The 16,333-nt window shown below is 72.0% G+C and carries 22 protein-coding genes; 16 read left to right on the forward strand and 6 right to left on the reverse strand.

Going from position 1 to position 16,333, the window contains the following annotated elements; translation table 11 throughout:
- The first annotated feature begins 82 nt into the window (after positions 1-82).
- From KUM03_RS02255 to KUM03_RS02275, 5 genes are all read left to right on the forward strand, one after another.
- Entirely contained in the window at positions 83-892 is an 810-nt protein-coding gene (locus KUM03_RS02255) for an SDR family NAD(P)-dependent oxidoreductase (RefSeq protein WP_217245286.1), read from the forward strand.
- 28 nt (positions 893-920) lie between these two features.
- The gene (locus KUM03_RS02260; RefSeq protein ID WP_217245288.1) at positions 921-1,685 is read left to right on the forward strand and encodes a glucose 1-dehydrogenase; all 765 of its coding nucleotides are present in this window, start codon (positions 921-923) and stop codon (positions 1,683-1,685) included.
- Between the two features lie 148 nt (positions 1,686-1,833).
- A complete protein-coding gene (locus KUM03_RS02265; protein ID WP_217245289.1) occupies positions 1,834-2,682 on the forward strand; it encodes a hypothetical protein in 849 nt (282 codons plus the stop codon).
- Positions 2,679-3,503: a hypothetical protein gene (locus KUM03_RS02270; RefSeq protein WP_308406230.1), complete on the forward strand. Its 825-nt coding sequence runs from the start codon at positions 2,679-2,681 to the stop codon at positions 3,501-3,503. The genes KUM03_RS02265 and KUM03_RS02270 overlap by 4 nt, the downstream gene beginning before the upstream one ends.
- A complete protein-coding gene (locus tag KUM03_RS02275) occupies positions 3,500-4,363 on the forward strand; it encodes a hypothetical protein (protein ID WP_217245291.1) in 864 nt (287 codons plus the stop codon). Before KUM03_RS02270 ends, KUM03_RS02275 begins: the two co-directional genes overlap by 4 nt.
- Before the next feature lie 102 nt (positions 4,364-4,465).
- On the opposite strand, the gene KUM03_RS02280 is transcribed toward KUM03_RS02275, so the two are convergent.
- The 3 genes from KUM03_RS02280 to KUM03_RS02290 are packed head-to-tail and all read right to left on the reverse strand — an operon-like array spanning position 4,466 to position 5,512.
- On the reverse strand, positions 4,466-4,828 hold the full coding sequence (locus tag KUM03_RS02280; protein WP_003974797.1) for a DsrE family protein: 363 nt from the start codon (positions 4,826-4,828) through the stop codon (positions 4,466-4,468).
- 16 nt (positions 4,829-4,844) lie between these two features.
- A complete protein-coding gene (locus tag KUM03_RS02285) occupies positions 4,845-5,111 on the reverse strand; it encodes a hypothetical protein (RefSeq protein ID WP_217245293.1) in 267 nt (88 codons plus the stop codon).
- Entirely contained in the window at positions 5,108-5,512 is a 405-nt protein-coding gene (locus KUM03_RS02290; RefSeq protein WP_217245294.1) for a hypothetical protein, read from the reverse strand. Before KUM03_RS02290 ends, KUM03_RS02285 begins: the two co-directional genes overlap by 4 nt.
- 171 nt (positions 5,513-5,683) lie before the next feature.
- Here KUM03_RS02290 and KUM03_RS02295 point away from each other — a divergent pair, with 171 nt between their 5' ends.
- The 3 genes from KUM03_RS02295 (at position 5,684) to KUM03_RS02305 (ending at position 7,546) form a co-directional block, all read left to right on the forward strand.
- A complete protein-coding gene (locus KUM03_RS02295) occupies positions 5,684-6,526 on the forward strand; it encodes a helix-turn-helix transcriptional regulator (protein WP_217245296.1) in 843 nt (280 codons plus the stop codon).
- Positions 6,508-6,801 (forward strand): DUF397 domain-containing protein, encoded by a 294-nt coding sequence (locus KUM03_RS02300; RefSeq protein ID WP_217245298.1) that lies wholly within the window; start codon positions 6,508-6,510, stop codon positions 6,799-6,801. The genes KUM03_RS02295 and KUM03_RS02300 overlap by 19 nt, the downstream gene beginning before the upstream one ends.
- 169 nt (positions 6,802-6,970) lie before the next feature.
- Positions 6,971-7,546: an FABP family protein gene (locus tag KUM03_RS02305; protein WP_217245299.1), complete on the forward strand. Its 576-nt coding sequence runs from the start codon at positions 6,971-6,973 to the stop codon at positions 7,544-7,546.
- Between the two features lie 28 nt (positions 7,547-7,574).
- Here the strand turns inward: KUM03_RS02305 and KUM03_RS02310 are convergent, their stop codons facing one another.
- Positions 7,575-7,880: a DUF6247 family protein gene (locus KUM03_RS02310; protein ID WP_217245301.1), complete on the reverse strand. Its 306-nt coding sequence runs from the start codon at positions 7,878-7,880 to the stop codon at positions 7,575-7,577.
- 115 nt (positions 7,881-7,995) lie between these two features.
- On the opposite strand from KUM03_RS02310, the gene KUM03_RS02315 reads away from it, so the two are divergent.
- Together KUM03_RS02315 and KUM03_RS02320 are read left to right on the forward strand one after the other, a co-directional pair.
- A complete protein-coding gene (locus KUM03_RS02315) occupies positions 7,996-8,433 on the forward strand; it encodes a Fur family transcriptional regulator (RefSeq protein ID WP_073729728.1) in 438 nt (145 codons plus the stop codon).
- Positions 8,434-8,453: 20 nt separating this feature from the next.
- Entirely contained in the window at positions 8,454-9,419 is a 966-nt protein-coding gene (locus KUM03_RS02320) for a folate-binding protein YgfZ (protein ID WP_217245303.1), read from the forward strand.
- 24 nt (positions 9,420-9,443) lie between these two features.
- Here the strand turns inward: KUM03_RS02320 and dtd are convergent, their stop codons facing one another.
- Positions 9,444-9,869: a D-aminoacyl-tRNA deacylase gene (gene dtd / locus KUM03_RS02325; RefSeq protein ID WP_073729726.1), complete on the reverse strand. Its 426-nt coding sequence runs from the start codon at positions 9,867-9,869 to the stop codon at positions 9,444-9,446.
- Between the two features lie 179 nt (positions 9,870-10,048).
- On the opposite strand from dtd, the gene KUM03_RS02330 reads away from it, so the two are divergent.
- The 4 genes from KUM03_RS02330 (at position 10,049) to KUM03_RS02345 (ending at position 14,347) form a co-directional block, all read left to right on the forward strand.
- Positions 10,049-10,732 carry an aerial mycelium formation protein gene (locus tag KUM03_RS02330; RefSeq protein WP_217245305.1) on the forward strand — a complete coding sequence of 228 codons (684 nt, stop codon included), beginning with the start codon at positions 10,049-10,051 and terminating at the stop codon, positions 10,730-10,732.
- Positions 10,733-10,825: 93 nt separating this feature from the next.
- Positions 10,826-11,845, forward strand: a complete 1,020-nt coding sequence (locus KUM03_RS02335; protein WP_217245306.1) for an asparaginase — start codon at positions 10,826-10,828, stop codon at positions 11,843-11,845.
- 74 nt (positions 11,846-11,919) lie between these two features.
- The gene (locus tag KUM03_RS02340) at positions 11,920-13,173 is read left to right on the forward strand and encodes a GNAT family N-acetyltransferase (protein WP_217245308.1); all 1,254 of its coding nucleotides are present in this window, start codon (positions 11,920-11,922) and stop codon (positions 13,171-13,173) included.
- 262 nt (positions 13,174-13,435) lie between these two features.
- Positions 13,436-14,347: a FadR/GntR family transcriptional regulator gene (locus tag KUM03_RS02345; protein WP_217245309.1), complete on the forward strand. Its 912-nt coding sequence runs from the start codon at positions 13,436-13,438 to the stop codon at positions 14,345-14,347.
- Here KUM03_RS02345 and KUM03_RS02350 read toward each other — a convergent pair whose 3' ends face one another.
- Positions 14,348-14,536, reverse strand: a complete 189-nt coding sequence (locus tag KUM03_RS02350) for a hypothetical protein (RefSeq protein WP_217245310.1) — start codon at positions 14,534-14,536, stop codon at positions 14,348-14,350.
- A 148-nt stretch (positions 14,537-14,684) separates the two neighbouring features.
- Here KUM03_RS02350 and KUM03_RS02355 point away from each other — a divergent pair, with 148 nt between their 5' ends.
- Both KUM03_RS02355 and KUM03_RS02360 read left to right on the forward strand, forming a co-directional pair.
- Positions 14,685-15,560, forward strand: a complete 876-nt coding sequence (locus KUM03_RS02355) for a winged helix-turn-helix domain-containing protein (protein WP_254398712.1) — start codon at positions 14,685-14,687, stop codon at positions 15,558-15,560.
- On the forward strand, positions 15,560-16,297 hold the full coding sequence (locus KUM03_RS02360; protein ID WP_308406231.1) for an HAD-IA family hydrolase: 738 nt from the start codon (positions 15,560-15,562) through the stop codon (positions 16,295-16,297). Before KUM03_RS02355 ends, KUM03_RS02360 begins: the two co-directional genes overlap by 1 nt.
- Positions 16,298-16,333: the final 36 nt, after the last annotated feature.

Genomic DNA, 16,333 nt, shown 5'->3' on the forward strand with positions numbered 1-16,333 from the left:
TGGAATCGGGGCGCCGCAGGACAGAGAGCGGGCGCCGCAACTGACCGGCCGACGGACAGCGCCGAGCCGGCTTGGAGCACACATGAACCCCCTGAACCACCTGAACCGCTACGAAGGCCGCCGCGCCCTGGTCACCGGCGCCGGCTCGGGCATAGGCCAGGCCACCGCGCTGCGGCTGCTCGCGGAGGGCGGCACCGTCGTGGCCGCGGACGTCAGCGAGAAGGGTCTGAAGGACACCTTCGAGAAGGCGGCCGGTCACGGTCACACGGACCGTCTCACCACCCTCGTCGTCGACATCGCCGACGAGACCTCGGTGCGCGAGGGCGTCAAGGCCGCTACGGACGCCCTCGGCGGACTGGACGTCCTCGTCAACGCCGCCGGCATCCTGCGCTCCTCGCACACCGAGCAGACCAGCCTCGCGGACTTCACCCGCGTCCTGACGGTGAACCTCGTCGGCACCTTCCTGGTGATCCGCGAGGCGATCCCGGCGCTCCTGGAGGGCCGGGACGCGGCCGTGGTCAACTTCAGCTCCACCTCGGCGGCGTTCGCCCACCCGTACATGGCGGCCTACGCGGCGAGCAAGGGCGGCATCCAGTCCATGACCCACGCCCTGGCCGGCGAGTACGCGGGCCGCGGCATCCGCTTCACCGCCGTGCAGCCCGGGTCCATCTCCTCCGGCATGACGGACGGCAGCGGGGCCAGCGGGCAGAGCGCCGGTCCCGGGCTGCCCGAGGACGCCGACATGCGCCTCTTCGCGAAGCTCTCGCCCGCCCTCGGCCAGGGCTTCGCCGGCCCGGAGACCGTGGCGTCCGTGGTCGCGATGCTCGGCTCCGAGGACGGCCGGTTCATCACCGGCACCGAGATCCGGATCGACGGCGGCACCCACTTCTGACCTGCCCGCCCCTGGAAAGGAACCCGACATGCACGACCTGACCGGCAAGAACCTGATCATCACCGGCGGCGCCCGGGGCCTGGGCGCGGAGGCCGCCCGCCAGGCGGTCGCCGCGGGCGCACACGTCCTGATCACCGACGTCCTGGACGGCGAGGGCGAGGCCACCGCCCGCGAACTGGGCGCCCGCGCCCGCTTCCTGCACCACGACGTGACCTCGGAGGAGGACTGGCGCCGCGCCGCCGACCTCGCGGTCGACGCGTTCGGCTCGCTGCACGGCCTGGTGAACAACGCCGGCATCTCGACCGGCACCCTGCTGGAGTCGGAGTCCGTCGAGCACTTCCGCAAGGTGCTCGACATCAACCTCACGGGCGTCTTCATCGGCATGAAGACCGTGATCCCCGCGCTGAAGGAGGCCGGCGGCGGATCGATCGTCAACATCTCGTCCGCCGCGGGCCTGATGGGCCTCGCCCTCACGGCGGGCTACGGCGCCTCCAAGTGGGCCGTGCGCGGACTGACGAAGATCGGCGCCGTGGAACTGGGCACCGCCCGCATCCGCGTCAACTCCGTCCACCCGGGGATGACGTACACCCCGATGACCGCGGCCGTCGGCATCGAGCAGGGCGAGGGCAAGTACCCCAACACGCCCATGGGCCGGGTGGGCGAGGCCCACGAGATCGCCGGCGCGGTCGTCTTCCTGCTCTCGGACGCCGCGTCCTACGTCACCGGCGCGGAACTGGCGGTGGACGGCGGCTGGACCACCGGCCCGACCGTGGCGTACGTCATGGGGAAGTGAGCGTCAGTCTCGAGACTGCCGCAGCGGCGGCCACCGGGTCCGCCATGGCCGAATCGTGATCAACTTCGCCGCAACCCCGGACGTCGGCTGTGGGTCTCCTGGGTGCGCGCATACGGAATGCGCGCTTCACGTTCTGTGGGGGGACGTTATGGAAGAGGAACCACGGAGACCCGCGGCACCCGCCGAGCCGACGACGCCGGACGAGGACGTGCCGCCGGCCGGTGGCCCTTCCGCGCCCGTCGAGGAGCCCGTACGCCCCCGGAGGCGCGGGCGTACGGCACTGCTCATCGGTGCCGCCACCGTGTTGGGACTGGTCGCCGGCACCTGCGCCGGAGTGCTCGTGCAGGCGGACCGGGAGCCGACGAAGCTGCCGCCGCTGTCGCAGGCCGCGCTCGCACCCAGCACGGGGAAGGCGCCGAAGCCGCTGCCCGCCGACCAGGACCGCCGGGTGCGCACCGAGGGCGACCTGCGTGACCTGCTGCTGGAGAAGCCGCGCGGGGCGGAGGAGTTCGACTGGCTGAAGGGCTCCGAGGGCTGGATCGACCTGGCGGGCTACGCCGGGACCTTCGGGTATCCGCAGCGTGCGTTCGAGAACCTGCTCCGCAACGAGTTCCGCCGGGCCGCCGTCACCGGCTGGGAGGTCGGCGAGACGTACTCCGTGGAGATCCGGCTGATTCAGTACCGGCAGGAAGAGGTCCTCGGCGCCACCGAGGCCAACGAGAAGAACCAGTACTTCGCTACCGACCTGGCGGACGAGTACTTCGTGGCCGGCGACGGCCTCCGCGTCGGCGACTGGAGCATCCCGGGCACAGGGGACGGCCGTGTGTTCGTCAACGACGAGCCTGTCCCCGGCCTCGACAGCACGCAGTTCCCCTACCGGGCGCAAGCGCACGCCCGGCGGGGCGACATCGCCGTTCAGATCTGGGTGAGCGGTGCCAAGCCGATCGACAAGAAGATGATCCTGGACCTGGCCGAGCAGCAGATGGAGCGGCTGTGAACGAGAACCGGAACGACGCCCCGTCCACGGCCGAGCCCACCGAACCGCCCTCTCCCGCCCCCGGACGCCGGGGCCGCCGCCGGATCGCCGCCGTCACCGGAGCGCTCCTGCTGACCGGCGCCGTCGTCGGAGCCGTCGCGTACACCGCCGTGGCCGTCGCGGACGCCGACCGCGATCCGGGCGTCCCTTCCTGGGCGCGTCCCCAGCCCACCGAGGACCGGACGGCAGCCGCGGCCGAGCCGGGCAGTCTGGCCTGGACCCTCGTGCCGTACCGGCCCCACAACTGGCGGCGCGGCCCCGACCTGGGCGAGTTCGGCTCGGACGCCGTGCTGGACGGAGACCGGACGGCCGCCCTGTTCAAGGAGTCGCTGGCCGGTCTGCCCCGGACCGAGCGCAAGGAGCTGGAGAAGGAGATCGACCGCCGGCCCGTCAAGGAGATGGCGATGCGCAGCTACGCCTTCACCATGGAGGAGGACGCCAGCCGTATGGCGGGCGCCGCCACCATGACGATCGTCCTGGCCCGGATGGAGGACCAGGCCGCGGCCAGCTCCGTGACGACGGGCCGGAACGAGCTTCTGGAGGCCCTCGACATCTTCCGCGAGGGCCCCGAGATCGAGGGCTACGAGAACGCCGCGTGCTATCGCGCGCCTTCCGGCTCCGGCGACGAGGAGCAGCTCGACGCGATGTTCTGCTCCGCCTCCACCGGAGACATCGCGGTCATCGCCACCGCCGAGGGAGTGCGGCCGTTCGACGCGGACGGCGTCGCCGCGCTGTTGAAGGACCAGTTGGACCGCATCGTCGAACCCGGGGAGTCCGTGTGACCGAGCAGATCACCCCGCCGGCTCCCACCCCGCCGGCCCCCGCCCTGCCGCCCCTGCCGGACGCCCCGCCGCCCGGCGCTCCGACTCCGTCGGGCAAGGACCGCCGGGTCCTGCGCGCCGTGCTGCGCTGGACCGCCGCCGTCGCCGTCTTCGCGGCCGTCGGGTCGGCCACGGCGTACGGCATCACGCGGATGGACCGGACGGACGTACCAGGGCTCGCGACCGCGTCGGACGGGCGCTGGGAGTACCCGACACTCACCGCGGCGCCGCTGCCGTCCGGCAGCCCGGGGCCGTTCGCCGAGGGGAACGCGGCCGGTGCCCACTACGCCGATCTGCGGGCCCTGGTCCTGCCGGCGCCCGACGGGGCGACGACGGACCCGGCTCTGCGCGGCAAGGACGGCTGGCTGGCGACGGAGACCTTCCTCGCGGAGTACGAGGAGGAGTCCGACCGTGAGGCAATGCGGCTGAAGATCGTCGACGCGGGGCTGCGTCACATCGCCGCCCGTGGCTGGACCACCGACGACGGTACGCACACGCGGATCTACCTGCTCCAGTTCGGTACGGCGGCCGTCGTGGACGACCTGCACACCATGCAGTTGGCGCCGTACGACAGCCCGGTCTACGCCGTGCGGGGCGCGGAGACGGTGGAACCCGACGAGGACTTCCCGGAGGCCGCTGAGTCCGACGACGTGCTCACCGCCGTCTTCACCGAACCCGAGCCCTACGGCGGCGAACAGGTCCGCGAGGCCTACCTCGGTGCCGGCGACGTCCTGGCGGTGGTGGTGCAGAGCCGCGCGGGCGGGGCGGCGGAGGTGCCCTTCCAGCAGACCGTGGCGCTACAGACCCGGCTGCTTCTCTGACGGAAAGCGTGAACACTTCGCCCCCTGGTGTCCTCGTGGCGCTCGGATGAGCGCTCTGAGGACACTTGGGTGCTGAGTGTTCGCGCTTTTCGGGGAGGGGGGTCAGTAGACGAGGGCCTGGGTGTCGTCGGCCAGTGCCTCCTGGACGAAGACCTGGGCGCCGGCGATCCGCACGCCCTCGATGACGTCCTTCTCGGTCAGGTCGCGCCGGGCCGCGCACTGGGTGCACAGCGTCACCCGGCCACCGGCCAGGAGGGAGTCGAGCAGGTCGGGCAGCGGCGCGGCGTGCGGCAGCTCGAACTCGGCCGCGCGCCCCGGCACCGCGAACCAGGCGGACTCCCCGGTCAGCCACAGAGACACGTCCACCCCACTGGCCACGGCCACCGCCGCCACGGTGAACGCCTGCGAGCAGCGCTCCGGGGCATCGGCCCCCGCCGTCACCTTGATCACGAGCTTCTTCGCCATGGCCGAAGCGTAGCCCTCACGGGCGGGGCCAGGCGGCGACGGTGACCGTCACCAGCAGCGTCGTGACGCAGAGGACGGTGAGCAGGCCGCTGACCGTGGCCCCGTCCAGCCGGGCGTACCGCCGGGGCCGGGACGCACGCCTCGGCGCCACGGGCCTCGACGGGTGGTCCGGATGGAACGGCGGCATCGCGAAGCCGGGGGAGAGGGGAGTCCGGTCCCGTCGCGGCGCGAGCCGCTGCGCCCGTCGGCACTCCTCGTAGGGCAGTCCACCGTCGTACGTCATCCCTCGTGCTCCTCGCGCTGGTGCTGGCGCAGCAGGACGTTGGCGTCCGTCACCGCGCTGTGGTCGAACGCCGCGCGTGCGGCTTCCCGCCGGTCAGCCAGCCGGGCGCAGGCGTCGCAGCCGGTGACCGGCATGGGCGGCCGGTCTGGATCGCCCACGCCCGTCCCGGGGGCCGGGGGCGTGGCGAGGGTGCGGTTGTTAGCGGCCCGCAGGCTCGCCCCGAGGCGCTCGCGGTCGGTCGCCGGGCGCAGTGCCGCCGGCTCCGCCTCCCACTCCCGCCCGCCGCCGAGCGGCCGGAGCATCACGCGCGACCCGCTGCGGCCCCGGTACTCGCCGACCTTGGCGGCGGCGGTGTCGTAGAGCACGGTGCCGGGCTCGTAGGTGGCCGGTTCTGTTCTCACGGGTCCGCTCCCTTACGTCAACATCTATACGGAATGCGACAGTTGCCCCACTCTGCGTAGTGCTGGGCAGTAAGAGCATGACCCAGACCGGGGGTCGCCAGGCCCGAAACGGCCGCTAGTGCCACACCGGGCGCTCCAAATTCCACAAATTCCACAGCCGGGAGGGGTGCGGTGCCGCAGCGGAGGGCGATCACGGGTCGCAGTCAGGAACCGAGGGCACGGTTCGCGGAGGAGCTGCGGCTGCTGCGGCAGGGGCGGGGCGTGTCCCTGCGGGGCATGGCGGAGGCGGTGGGGTGGGACGCGTCCCAGTTCGGAAAGATGGAGAACGGCCACACGCTGGGCGGCCCGGAGATCGTGGAGGCGCTGGACCAGTACTACGGCACGGCCGGAATGCTCCTCACCCTGTGGGAGCTGGCCGTGGCCGATCCCACGCAGTTCCGCGAGCAGTACCGCCGGTACATGATCCTTGAGGCCGAGGCGATCAGCCTGTGGCACTACGCGGTGAGCGCGCCGCCGGGCCTGCTCCAGACCGCCGGGTACGCGCGCGAGGCGCTTGCCGTGGGCTGGCTCAAGGGGCCTGAACTGGAGCAGCAGGTCGAGGCCCGTCTCGGCCGTCGGCAACTGCTGGAAGGGGAGGCTCCACCGCCGTTTCGCGTCATTCTCTCCGAGGCGGTGCTGCGCACGTCGCTGCGCGACGTGGAGGCGTGGCGGGAGCAGCTGGCCCACTTGGCCGAGATGGCCGGGCGCCCTGGCATCACCCTCCAGGTACTGCCGTTCCGTGCTGGCCCGCACGGTCTGATGAACACCTCGGTGATGTTCCTGCGGCTGCCGAACGGCCGCGTGGTCGCCTACACCGAGAACGACCTGCGCGGCGAACTCGTGGAGGAAAACGCCGCAGTTGAGCTGCTGCAACGTAGGTACGATGCGATGCGAGACTTGGCGCTGTCACCCGCCGAGTCGTGCGAGTTCATCCTGCGGACGTTGGAGGAAGCGCCGTGCGAGCCATCGACCTGAGCACCATCAATTGGCGCAAGAGCAGCTACAGCAACTCCGACGGCGGCAACTGCATCGAGGTCTCCGACGACCTCCTCCGCGCCGCCGACTGGCGCAGGAGCAGCTACAGCAACACGAGCGGCGGCGAGTGCGTCGAGGTCGCCCCCAACCTCCCCTCCCTCGTCCCCGTCCGCGACAGCAAGGACCCCGCCCGCGGAGCACTCCTCTTCACCGCACCCGCGTGGGCCGCCTTCGTGGGCGGAGTCCGACGGGAAGCGGCCGGAGGGGCCGCGTAAGCTGGGGGCGGCCCTGTCGTATGCCCCCCGCTCAAGGAGCACCCCGTGGAGATCTTCTTCGAAGCCCTGCTGGTCCTGGTCTGCGTCGGCGTCCTCGCCTTCGCCGGTCTGACCGTGAAGAAGCTGTACCAGGGCCAGCGCTGATCACCGACGCCAGGAAGTACCCCTCATGATCGAGATCCCGTCCGACCTCCACAAGGACCTCGTCCCCCTCGCCTTCCTCCTCGGGAACTGGGCGGGCGCGGGCGTGCACGACTTCCCCGGCGCCGAGAAGTGCAACTTCGGCCAGGAGGTCTCCTTCACCCACGACGGCCGGGACTTCCTGGAGTACCAGTCCCACACGTGGGTGCTGGACAACGACGGCAACAAGGTCCGTCCCCTGGAGTCCGAGCACGGCTTCTGGCGCATCGACGCCAACCGCAAGGTCGAGGTCACGATGGTCCGCGACGACGGCGTCATCGAGATCTGGTACGGCGAGATGGCCGAGCAGAAGCCCCAGATCGACCTGGTGACGGACGCGGTGGCCCGCACGGCTGCCTCTCAGCCCTACACCGGCGGCAAGCGGCTCTACGGCTACGTCAAGAGCGACCTGATGTGGGTCGGCGAGAAGCAGACCCCCGAGGTCGAGCTGCGCCCCTACATGTCGGCGCACCTGAAGAAGGTCGTCACCCCGGAGGACGTCGAGCGCTGGGCCAAGGCCCTCCCGGACGACATGCCGGACGACGGGATCGCTTTCTTCAAGTAGCCGCCCGTCCGTCTGCTCACCCGCTCGCTCACAGGCCCGCCTCCGCCGCCGCCTCGGCGTGGATCTTCCGGATCTCGGCGATGGCGTTCGTCGGGTCCTCCGTGCCTGCGCTCACCACCTCTTCCAGGTGCCGCACGCGCGCGGCGAGGGACGGCCGGCGCTGGATCGCCACGAACACTCCCCAGGTGTGGACGAACGTACGCAGCGGCGCAAGGGACTGCGTCTGCTGCGCGCTGGTCGTCGCCTCGACGAGGTCCTGCACGAAGGCGGGCACCCGGCTCGGCGTCAGACTCGCGACCGCGGTACGGAGCGCCTCGGGAGTGAGGGCGGTCATGGAGTCCTCCGGATCGAGGGCCGGTGCTGGTGTCGACGGTACCGACCGCGGCGATCGCCCGGAGGTTTCTCGGGCGTCACGCCGAGAGGAGGGCCGCCGGGCCTAGACTCGTGGTGTGGTGAGCACCGACTGGAAGAGCGACCTCAGACAGCGCGGCTACCGGCTGACCCCGCAGCGGCAGCTGGTGCTCGAAGCCGTGGACACCCTGGAGCACGCGACCCCCGACGACATCCTCGGCGAAGTGCGGAAGACGGCGTCGGGGGTGAACATCTCCACGGTGTACCGCACGCTGGAGCTGCTGGAGGAGCTGGGGCTGGTCAGCCACGCCCACCTGGGGCACGGGGCGCCCACCTACCACCTGGCCGACCGGCACCACCACATCCACCTGGTGTGCCGGGACTGCACGAACGTGATCGAGGCCGACCTGTCGGTGGCCGCCGAGTTCACCGCCAAGCTGCGGCGGCAGTTCGGATTCGACACCGACATGAAGCACTTCGCGATCTTCGGCCGGTGCGAGGACTGTTCCCTGAAGGGTTCAACTACCGAGTCGTAAGCGAGTCGTAGGCTGGGCGTATGAAGAGCCCCCTGCTGACCCTGCCCGGCGCCGTCCCCGCCGAGGGCGTGGACGAAGGCGTCGCCGCCCACTACGGCGACCTGTTCCGTGAGCAGCGTGCCCTCGCCGACGGCACCGGATTCGTCGACCTCTCGCACCGCGGCGTCGTCACCGTCACCGGCGACGACCGGCTGAGCTGGCTGCACCTGCTGCTCACCCAGCACGTCAGCGAACTGCCGACCGGCGAGGCCACCGAGGCGCTGATCCTCTCCGCCAACGGCCACATCGAGCACGCCCTGTACCTCGTCGACGACGGCACGACGACCTGGGCCCACGTGGAGCCCGGCAGCCAGGAGGCGCTGATCGGCTACCTGGAGTCGATGAAGTTCTTCTACCGCGTCGAGGTCGCCGACCGCACCGCCGACACCGCGGTCGTGCACCTGCCGGCCGGTTCGATCGCCGAGGTCCCCGAGGGCGTCGCCGTCCGCGAGACGCCGTACGGCCGTGATCTGTTCCTGCCCCGGGAGGAGCTGGAGGCGTTCGCGGCGCAGGCCGGGCCGCCGGCCGGGATCCTCGCCCACGAGGCGCTCAGGGTCGAGCAGCACCGCCCGCGGCTCGGCTTCGAGACCGACCACCGGACCATCCCGCACGAGCTGGGCTGGATCGGGACCGCCGTGCACCTCCAGAAGGGCTGCTACCGGGGGCAGGAGACCGTCGCCCGGGTGCAGAACCTGGGCAAGCCGCCGCGTCGGCTGGTCTTCCTGCACCTGGACGGCAGCGAGGTCCACCTGCCGCCGGCCGGGGCGGAGGTGCGGCTCGCGGACGACGGGCCCGACGGCCGGAAGATCGGGTTCGTGACCACGTCCGTACGCCACCACGAGTTGGGGCCGGTCGCCCTCGCCCTGGTGAAGCGGAACGTGCCGGTGGACGCCCGGCTGGTGGCCGAGGACACGGCCGCCGCGCAGGAGACGGTCGTCGAGCCGTAGGGCGCTGCGCTCGGACCCCGGCGCTCAGACCTCGACGAGGACCGTGAACGGGCCGTCGTTCGTCAGCGACACCCGCATCTGCGCGCCGAAGCGGCCCGTGGCCACCGTCGCGCCCAGCGCGCGCAGCCGCGCGACGACCTCGTCGACCAGGGGTTCGGCCACGTCGCCCGGGGCGGCGGCGTTCCAGGTGGGGCGGCGGCCCTTGCGGGCGTCACCGTAAAGAGTGAACTGGCTGATCACCAGGAGCGGTGCGTCGACGTCGCTGCACGACTTCTCGTCGTGCAGCACCCGCACCGACCAGAGCTTGCGGGCCAGCTGCGCAGCCTTCTCCTCGGTGTCGTCGTGGGTGACGCCGACCAGGACGCACAGACCCTCGCCCTCGATCGCCCCCACGGTCTCGCCGTCCACCACGACGCTCGCGCCGTCCACCCGCTGTACCACTGCACGCATCCCGTCATGATGCCGTGCGCCCCCAGGGTGCGGGCACGCGGGCCCGTACGGGGTTTCTTTTCGCTCCCTAACCCCCCATCTGGGGCCGATCGGGTCCGATCGTGGGCACTCGGTCACATAACAACCACTTGGGGTGGCACGATGCTCCCAGACGCCGGTCGAGGGGACGGTAGAGGCACATGAGCACAACCAGTACGGGGACGGGGCAGTCGCTGGGGGCTGTCGCGTTGACATATCCGGGCGGCCTGGAGGCACCCAGGCCGCCCGTGCAGCGCACGGACAGCCCGGAGCTGCCCGCGGACCGGCCCCCGGGCCTTTCGGTCACGGGGGACACGGGGGACACGGGGGACACGGGGGCGCACGACCTGACCACACTGAGCCTGCCCGAGCTGCGCACGCTGCGCCGGGACGCCCAGCGCGAGGAGGCCGATCTCAGCTACGTACGACGGCTGCTGCAGGGGCGGATCGACATCCTGCGCGCGGAGCTGGCGCGGCGCGGTCCGGGCCCGTCGTCGTCCGTGGTCACCACCGCGGCGACGGGGTCCGTCGTCGAGCGGCTGTCCGAAATCCTGGCGGACGCCCCGGCCCGGCAGCGGTCCTCCGCGCGGCATGTGACGCTCGCCACCCCGCGCAGCGAGGAGTGCCGGCGGCTGGCCGCGGAGATGCTCGGCGAGGTGGAGCTGTCCGACCTGACGGCCCGCACCGACGCGGAGCTGACCGGCGGGATGGGCCGGCTCGTCCGGTACGAGCAGCAGGTCTCCCGGCGCAGACAGCGGCTCCAGCGGACCGCCGACGACTGCAGCGGGGAGATCGCACGCCGGTACCGTGAAGGGGAAGCACAAGTCGACGACCTGCTCGTGTGACGGGAGGGGCGGCCGGTCCGGCCGCCACCGGAGGTCCGGTGACCCCGGGCCGTCGCCGCGCGGCGGGTCACCCGTCCGGAAGGCCCACCGCCGATGTCCGCGCCCCAGCCGCCCCAGCCGTCGCAGCCGCACCAGTCGTCCCAGCCCGCCCCCACGTCCGCCCTGTCGCCCGTCGTGCCGCCCGTCCTCGCCGAGGTCGTCCGGTCCGGGTTCGTCGAAGGGCGGCACCGGGGCAGTCTCGTCGTCCTGGCCGCGGACGGGGCCGTGGAGCTGGCGCTGGGGGAGGTGACGGAGCCGGTCTTCCCGCGGTCCGCCAACAAGCCGATGCAGGCGGCCGGCGTCCTGCGGGCCGGCCTGGACCTCGCCGGGGAGCGGCTGGCGCTGGCCGCCGCGAGCCACTCGGGAGAATCGTTTCACCGTGACCTGGTCCGCAAGATGCTCGACGAGCACGGCCTGGACCCGGCCCTGCTCCAGTGCCCGCCCGACCTGCCGCTGGACCCCGAGGAGCGGGACACGTACCTGACCTCGGGCGCGGTCGCCGACCGCGTCACCATGAACTGCTCCGGCAAGCACACCGCGATGCTGGCGGTCTGCGCCGAGCGGGGCTGGCCGCAGGAGACGTACCTCGACCCGGAGCACCCGCTCCAGCGGATCATCCACAGGGTGGTGGAGGACGCGGCGGGCGAGCCGGTCGCCGCCGTCGGCACGGACGGGTGCGGGGCGCCGCTGATGGCGATCAGCCTGGTCGGACTGGCCCGCGCCTTCCGCTCCTTCGTCGCCGCCGAGCCGGGCTCGGCCGAGCGCCGGGTCGCCGACGCGATGCGAGCCCACCCCGAGTACGTCGCCGGCACCCGGCGCCCCGACACCTGGCTCATGCGCGAGGTGCCCGGCACTCTCTCCAAGATGGGCGCCGAGGCCGTCCAGGCCGTCGCCCTGCCGGACGGCCGCGCCCTGGCCTTCAAGGTCGAGGACGGCGCGACCCGCGCCCTCGGCCCGGTCCTGGCCCGCGCCCTGACGCTGATGGGGGTGGAGAGCCCCGTGGTCGAGCGCATCGGCCGTACGCCGCTGCTGGGCGGCGGGCGCGAGGTGGGGGAGATCCGGGCGGCCTTCTGACCGGCCCGGGAGCCCGCACACGGGGCCCGCAAATCCCCGCGACGTGGGCGGGGGCCCCGGCCTACCGTGGGCCCATGACCAGCCGCACCGACATAGACGTACGTCCCATCACCGAAGCCGAGTACGCCGACTGGATCCGGGCCCTGAAGACGGGGTTCCTTCGGCCGCCCGCCGTCACCGCTAAGGAGCCGGAGGCCCGCCGCGCCGAGTTCGTGCCCGGCCGGCTGCTCGGCGCCTTCGACGGGGCCCGGTGCGTGGCGACCTTCCGGTCCTTCGACCAGGAGGTCACCGCCGTCGGCGGCACCCCCGTCCGGGCCGACGCGATCTCCAACGTCACCGTCACCGCGACCCACCGCCGCCGCGGCCTGCTGACCCGGATGATGGCGCGGGACCTGGCCGCCGCGAAGGACCGCGGGGACGTCGTCGCGACGCTGATCGCCGCCGAGTACCCGATCTACGGCCGCTACGGCTTTGGCCCCGCCACCACCATGACCGAGTGGACCGTCGACGTCCCCCGCGCCGGTCTCGACCCGCGCCGGCCGGTCCCGGAGGACGGCGGGCGGATCGACCTCGTGGACGGCGAGGACGTCCGCAAGCTCGGCCCCGAGCTGCACGAGCGGCTGCGCCGGGCCCAGCCGGGCGCGGTGAGCCGGACCGACCTGTGGTGGCAGATGCGGACGGGCGCCGTCAACTGGAGCGGCGCCCCGTGGACCGAGCCCTACTACGCCCTGTACCGCTCGGCGGACGGCGAGGTGGAGGGCCTGGTCTGCTACCGGAGCGACGACCACTGGGTCGGCAAGCAGCCGCTGAACACGGCGACCGTCGACTGGCTGATCGCCGTCACCCCGGCCGCCGAGCGCGCGCTGTGGCGCTACCTGTGCTCGATCGACTGGATCACGACCGTCAAGAGCGGCTGGCGCGCCCCCGACGACCTGCTCCCGCACCTCCTGCCGGACCCGCGCGCGGCCAGGATCACCACGCAGGCGGACTGGCTGTGGGTGCGGATCCTGGACGTCGTACGGGCGTTGGAGGCGCGCGCGTACGAGGGACAGGGGTCACTGGTGCTGGAGGTCGCGGACCGGGCGGGGCCGGCCGGCGGGCGGTGGCGGCTGGACGCGGGGCCGGACGGGGCGTCCTGCACGCCGACCACCGAGAGCGCCCACCTCGTGCTCGACGCGGGCGAGCTGTCGGCGCTGTGGCTCGGCGACGAGTCGGCCGTGCGGCTGGCCGCGCTCGGCCGGGTCCGGGAAGAACGAGCGGGCGCCGCCCGTGTGGCCGACGCCCTGCTGCGTACGTCCAGGCGGCCTTGGTGCCCGGACCTGTTCTGAGGTGCCTCCCTTCTGCCGGTGACGGTGGGTGTGCGCATCCGTAGCGCTCTTCGGTTGTGGTGCGTGGTGCGTGGTGCGTGGTGCGACTGCCCGTCCGGGTCCCCGGCTCCCCTCCGGAAGGGGGCCCGGAGCGGCCAACCCCCGAGAGGTTTGACCACGTTGCTCAAGTTGGCTGCCAACTTCACTGTACTTATCTCCGCTTGGGCACGTCTCATAACCACCTTCCGCTGAACTGCCCAAAGATGGCGGGAAGTTGTAGTGTTTGGTCGTGGAGCCGGAACACGCCCTCGTCGACGGTCTCAAGAGACCGCAGCGGCCGCAGAGGACACATCGCGAGGTGGCCGACGAGCTGCGCGCCCGGATCAGGTCCGGACGGCTGCGGCCGGGCCAGCGCATGCCCACCCAGGCCCAGTTGGCGGACGAGTTCGGGGTGGAGCGCGGCACCGTCCGCCAGGCCCTGCGCATCCTCCAGTCGGAGCGCCTGCTCACCAATGTGTCCAAGGGGAGTCCGGCGACGGTCGCGCCCGACCCCGGCGCGGCCCTGACCGGGCCGGCCGCCCTCCCCGCGCCCACCACGGTCGCCCTCGCGCCCCGCATCGCCGAGGCCTTCGCGTCCCCGCACGTGGAGATCGACGCCCTGTGCCTGACCTCGGTCTCCCTCACCCTCGCCCTCGGCGAACCCCTGCGCCAGATCCACGCGGGGCGGCGGAAACCGGCCAAGATCGACGTACGCGTGCTGCTGCCGGGCCGGAACATCGACCTGGCCTTCCCGGTGGCGGTGGCCGGCCGCGGGGACGGCGACCCGGTGCACGAGCGGTGGCTGGCCATGCGCAACGCCCAGGGGCAGGTGCTCCGGCACAACCTGCTGGGCCTGCGGGCCACGCACGGTATCGACGTCAGCGTCTCCTTCCGCGCGCTGCCCTTCACGCCGCCGGTGAAGCTGTACCTGCTCAACGGCACGGAGGCCCTCTTCGCGTACTACACCCTCAGCCGGCGTGAGCACGAGATCGAACACGAGCCGGTGGAGATGTACGACGTGGAGGGCATCCGTTCGACGCTGTTCGCGTTCGGGCAGGCCGGGGGCGTGCGGGACGGGGTGTTCGCGAAGCAGTCGCGGCTGTGGTTCGACGCGCTGTGGGAGACGATCAGCTCGGAACTGCTGCTCACGACGTGATCACAGGGCGGGGCCCGCGACCAGGAGCGCCAGCACCACCGCTCCGGCGGAGCTGACGGACGGGCTCTTGGCCTTGACGCCCACGGTGAGCAGGAGCAGTCCGACGATGCCGACGGCGCCGTACTTCCACTGGACGACCTGTTCGAGGGTGACGACGAGGATCGCGGAGACGAAAGCGAGGACGGGCACGGTCTTTCCCCCTTCGGAGGTTCGGGAAGAAGAACTTCCGCCAACTGGCTAAAGTTGGCAACCAACTCCAACTAGGTTGTCCCCACTTGGCTGCTACCTATAAACAAGTTTCAAACAACTCCCTCTAGGCAGGTCGAAGTTGTAGCGTTTGGTCGTGACCCAGGAGAACGTGTCCGTGAACGGCAGCAGAAGGCTCTCGTCCCAGGAGATCGCCGACATCCTGCGGGAGCGGATCCGCGAGGGAGACCTCAAGGCGGGCGACCGCCTGCCCACCCAGGCCGAGCTGGCCGACGAGTTCGGGGTGGAGCGCGGCACCGTCCGCCAGGCCCTGCGCGCGCTCCAGGAGGACGGCCTGCTCACCAACGTGAGCAAGGGCAGCCCGCCCCGCATCGCCGAGCCCGCCACGCCCCGGGGCGAGCCGCAGCCGACGATGGTGGCCCTCGGGCCCCGCCTGTCGGACGCGTTCTCGGCACCGCGCGTGAAGGTCGACGTCGTCTGCCACACCTCGGAGACGCTGATGCTCGCCCTCAGCGAGCCCCTCCGCCTCATCCACGAGGGCCGCATCCGCCCCGAGGTCATCGACTTCCGCGTCCTGATGCCGTCGCGGGACATCGAGCTGGCCTTCCCCGTCCTGGTGGACGAGGAGGACGACGACCCGGTCCACCAGCGCTGGCTCCAGATGCGCAACGCCCAGGCCCGCGTCCTCCAGCACAACCTGCACGCCGTGCGCTCCACCCACCACGTCGACGTGCACATCGCCTTCCGCGCGCTGCCCTTCACCCCGCCGATGAAGCTTTACCTGCTCAACGGCGAGGAGGCCCTGTACGGCTACTACCTGCTGACCCGGCGCGAGGAGGAGTACGAGAGCCGGACGCTGGAGATGTACGACGCCCTGGGCTCCCAGTCGCTGCTGTTCTCCTTCCTGAAGCGGGCGGGTCACCGGGACGCGGTGTTCGTGGAGGAATCCCAGAAGTGGTTCGACGCCCTCTGGGAAACCATCACCTCGGACATGACACTCTCCTAGTGACTTCTGATACGACGCGGACCGGGCCGGGGCCGGCCACGGGCAACCTCGGGCGGCTGTTGAACGGTGCCCGTTTCGTGCTCTGGGACTTCGACGGGCCGATCTGCCGCCTGTTCGCCGGGCACCGGGCGGAGCAGGTGGCGGCCGACCTCGTCGACTGGCTGGGGCGTCGCGGGCTGCGCGGGCTGCTGACGGACCAGGAACTCGACTCCCCCGACCCGCACGCGGTGCTGCGCGCGGTCGACCGACGGCATCCCCGCAGCGATCTGGTCGAGGAGCTGGAGGAACGTCTCACCCAGGAGGAGCTGCGGGCCACCGCGTCCGCCATGCCGACCGCATACGCCGACCCGCTGATCCGGACCTGGACGGCCGTGGGCGTACGGCTGGCCGTCGCCACCAACAACTCCCCGCTCGTGGTGCGCGCCTACCTGTCCGGCCGGGGCCTGCTGCCGAGCTTCAGCCCGCACATCTACGGCCGCACCCAGGAGCTGCGGCTGCTCAAACCGGACCCGCACACGCTGGTCCGGGCACTCAACGCACTGGGGGCGGCGCCGGCCGCCTCGCTGTTCATCGGTGACTCCCCGTCCGACTGCGAGGCGGCCCGACGGGCCGGGATCCCCTTCCTCGGGTACGGGCGCGACGGCCGGAAGGCGCGGCTCCTCACCGAGGCCGGCGCCGACACGGTCGTCGGCTCCTTCGCGCCGCTGCTGGAGCTGCTGCGCGGTCCGGGCCGCTAGCTCTTGCCAACACCTCGGTCACGCCGCCCGCCGCGA

It is taken from the genome of Streptomyces sp. AC602_WCS936 (assembly GCF_019049125.1).
Taxonomy (GTDB): domain Bacteria; phylum Actinomycetota; class Actinomycetes; order Streptomycetales; family Streptomycetaceae; genus Streptomyces.

Excerpts from the sequence above, each read along its gene's own strand:
- KUM03_RS02340 (WP_217245308.1), top strand. The coding sequence starts at position 11,920 with ATGACCAGCCGCACCGACATAGACGTACGTCCCATCACCGAAGCCGAG.
- KUM03_RS02305 (WP_217245299.1), top strand. The coding sequence starts at position 6,971 with ATGATCGAGATCCCGTCCGACCTCCACAAGGACCTCGTCCCCCTCGCC.
- KUM03_RS02335 (WP_217245306.1), top strand. The coding sequence starts at position 10,826 with ATGTCCGCGCCCCAGCCGCCCCAGCCGTCGCAGCCGCACCAGTCGTCC.
- KUM03_RS02310 (WP_217245301.1), bottom strand. The coding sequence starts at position 7,880 with ATGACCGCCCTCACTCCCGAGGCGCTCCGTACCGCGGTCGCGAGTCTG.
- KUM03_RS02265 (WP_217245289.1), top strand. The coding sequence starts at position 1,834 with ATGGAAGAGGAACCACGGAGACCCGCGGCACCCGCCGAGCCGACGACG.
- KUM03_RS02260 (WP_217245288.1), top strand. The coding sequence starts at position 921 with ATGCACGACCTGACCGGCAAGAACCTGATCATCACCGGCGGCGCCCGG.
- KUM03_RS02255 (WP_217245286.1), top strand. The coding sequence starts at position 83 with ATGAACCCCCTGAACCACCTGAACCGCTACGAAGGCCGCCGCGCCCTG.
- KUM03_RS02320 (WP_217245303.1), top strand. The coding sequence starts at position 8,454 with ATGAAGAGCCCCCTGCTGACCCTGCCCGGCGCCGTCCCCGCCGAGGGC.
- dtd (WP_073729726.1), bottom strand. The coding sequence starts at position 9,869 with ATGCGTGCAGTGGTACAGCGGGTGGACGGCGCGAGCGTCGTGGTGGAC.
- KUM03_RS02285 (WP_217245293.1), bottom strand. The coding sequence starts at position 5,111 with ATGACGTACGACGGTGGACTGCCCTACGAGGAGTGCCGACGGGCGCAG.
- KUM03_RS02330 (WP_217245305.1), top strand. The coding sequence starts at position 10,049 with ATGAGCACAACCAGTACGGGGACGGGGCAGTCGCTGGGGGCTGTCGCG.
- KUM03_RS02280 (WP_003974797.1), bottom strand. The coding sequence starts at position 4,828 with ATGGCGAAGAAGCTCGTGATCAAGGTGACGGCGGGGGCCGATGCCCCG.